We start from the raw sequence: 2,732 nt of genomic DNA, 5'->3' as shown, positions 1-2,732 counted from the left end.
CAAAAATACAGTGTCTAATGAAAGTTTTGTCGTTGCCATGAGTGACGCCGAACATCTTGACGCCTATAAATACCCTAAGGAAGTAAAATATGTAATCAGACAAGAAAACCAGAAAGATTATATTCGAGGTGCTGATTATATCAATACCAGTTTAGCAGATATTTGTGTTCTAGAGCATGAGTTTGGAATTTATGGTGGTAATAATGGAGTTTATGTTCTCCCATTAATTGCCAGGTTGCAAAAGCCCTTAATCACCATCCTGCATACAATCTTGAAAGACCCAAACTATATGCAATTGACCATTGTAAGGGAAATTGCAAAATACTCTTCCAAGATTGTGGTGATGAGTAACCGTGCTGTGGGATTCTTAACCAGTATTTATGATATCCCACTTGAAAAGATACAACTCATAGAACATGGGGTGCCAGATTTGGAACCGCAGCTAAACAATCCGGTTAAACTTTCAAAGTCCTTTAAGAATAAAAAGGTACTATTTACATTTGGATTAATCAGCCGCAATAAAGGACTTGAAACGGTCATTCAGGCCCTACCCAAAATTGTAGAGAAACACCCCGATGTGATGTACGTCATTTTGGGAACTACACACCCAGGAGTGATTCGAAATTCAGGTGAAGAATACCGTGATCACCTTAAAAAACTGGCCCGGAAATTAAAGGTGGAGAACCATATCGTTTTCATTAATAAGTTCGTATCTGAAGAAGAACTATATCAATTTCTTACGGCCTGTGATTTATACATCACCCCTTACCTTAATGAAGCGCAAATTACCAGCGGCACACTCTCCTACGCCGTTGGTGCCGGTGCTGCTGTAGTCTCCACACCCTACTGGCATGCTCAGGAACTGCTTTCTGACAACAGGGGTAAATTGTTTGACTTCAGAAACCATGAGGCCCTGGCGCAGATTGTTAATGAACTTTTTCACGACCAGCAACTCCTCCGTACATTAAAAGATAATGCTTTTCAATATGGTTTGCACTTGCGCTGGCCAACTATTGGAAAAGTATATATCAATACCTTTAAAGAGGCAATTAAAGAAGCTATTCTTGCGAACAATGAAGACAAGCCTATCATTGACCCTGATTTAATGCCTGCTTTTAGTCTTGCCCATATTCAACGGTTAACTGATGATACGGGTATTGTGCAGCATGCCAAATATGGCATCCCTAATCTAAAAGAAGGGTATTGCCTTGATGATAATGCCAGGGCGTTGATTGCTGTGATCCTTGCCTATACACAGAATAAAAGTAAAGCCGCACTTCAACTGTTACCTGTATACCTCAGTTATATACAATATATGCAGTGTGATGATGGAAACTTCAGGAACTTTTTAAGCTTCAAAAGAGAATATTTAGATGAAGTAGGTTCTGAAGATTCTTTTGGAAGAACGATCTGGGCCTTAGGCTACCTGATTAACAATGCGCCCAACAATTCCTATCGTGAATTTGCTAAAGAACTATTTGTTAAATCTATTCCACATTTCAGTAAGCTGGAGCACCTACGGGGTATTGCAAATACCTTAATTGGTCTTTGCTATTATTTAAAGGCTAATCCTTATGATGAAGGCATGATTGAACAAGCCAATAAGCTTGCCTCGCCCTTAATTGCGGCCTTTAAGAAAAATAAAGAGGAGAACTGGCATTGGTTTGAAGAAAAACTGACTTACGACAATGGCATCTTACCGCTGGCTTTGTTATCTCATTATGAAATAACCAATAACCAGGAATCTCTGGCTGTAGCCATGGAAACAATGGAATTCTTAACGGTACTCACCTTGGATAAAGGATATTTAAGTCCGGTGGGGAATGATGGCTGGTTATACAGGACTAAGGAAATGGCCATTTTTGACCAGCAGGCTATTGAAACCATGGCTATGGTGCTCATGTATTTTAAAGCTTACCAGATTACACATGACTTGAAATACATTAAACAGATGTATGTAAGTTACCAATGGTTTCTGGGAGAAAACAGTTTACGCCTGCCTCTTTACGACCATGAAACTAAAGGTTGTGGCGATGGCTTGCAGCCCCATGGTGTAAACCGTAACCAGGGTGCAGAAAGTACGCTTGCCTATTGGATTTCCCACCTTGTGGTATTAAAAGCGCTAGAATTTGAATATGAATTTATCCAGAATAAAGAAATATTTGATCCTCAGAACTTTATTATCACTCCTCCCTTACAAAGCAAATAATGAAGATTGGTATATTAGCACCAGTGGCCTGGAGAACTCCTCCACGCCACTATGGTCCATGGGAACAAATGGCCTCCAACTTAACCGAAGGACTGGTTAAAGCAGGTCATAATGTTACTTTGTTTGCCACAGGCGACTCCCTGACACAGGGAAAGCTCGACGCAGTGATTGAAAAAGGCTATGAAGAAGATCGCCAGCAGGATGCCAAAGTGGTAGAATGCCTCCACATCAGTAACCTGATGGAAAAAGCGCATACATTTGACTTGATTCATAATCACTTTGATTTTCTGCCCCTTACCTATTCTAAGTTGATCGCCACACCTATGATCACCACTATCCATGGCTTTTCAAGTGAAAAGATCGTTCAGGTGTACAAAAAATATAATAGCAATTGCTATTATGCCTCCATCAGCAACTCCAACCGGCATAAAAACCTAGATTATATAGCAACGGTCTATAATGGAATCAATGCTGAAGAATTCAGCTTTAACGAACAGCCAGAAGACTACTTGATTTTCTTTGG

General features: G+C 40.1%; 2 protein-coding genes. Both read left to right on the top strand.

All coding sequences use genetic code 11. The features are described from left to right. Positions 1–2,209 (top strand): glycosyltransferase family 4 protein (locus ACR2F7_RS06165; RefSeq protein ID WP_432712707.1); only part of this gene is annotated, 2,209 nt, incomplete at its 5' end. After that, on the top strand, positions 2,209–2,732 hold a 524-nt coding region (locus tag ACR2F7_RS06160; RefSeq protein ID WP_432712706.1), incomplete at its 3' end, for a glycosyltransferase. The genes ACR2F7_RS06165 and ACR2F7_RS06160, both read left to right, overlap by 1 nt.

It is taken from the genome of Pedobacter sp. (genome assembly GCF_045628745.1).
Lineage (GTDB): Bacteria > Bacteroidota > Bacteroidia > Sphingobacteriales > Sphingobacteriaceae > Pedobacter.
Note: the sequence above shows the minus strand (reverse complement) of the source record. Positions and strands in the feature narration are given on the sequence as shown.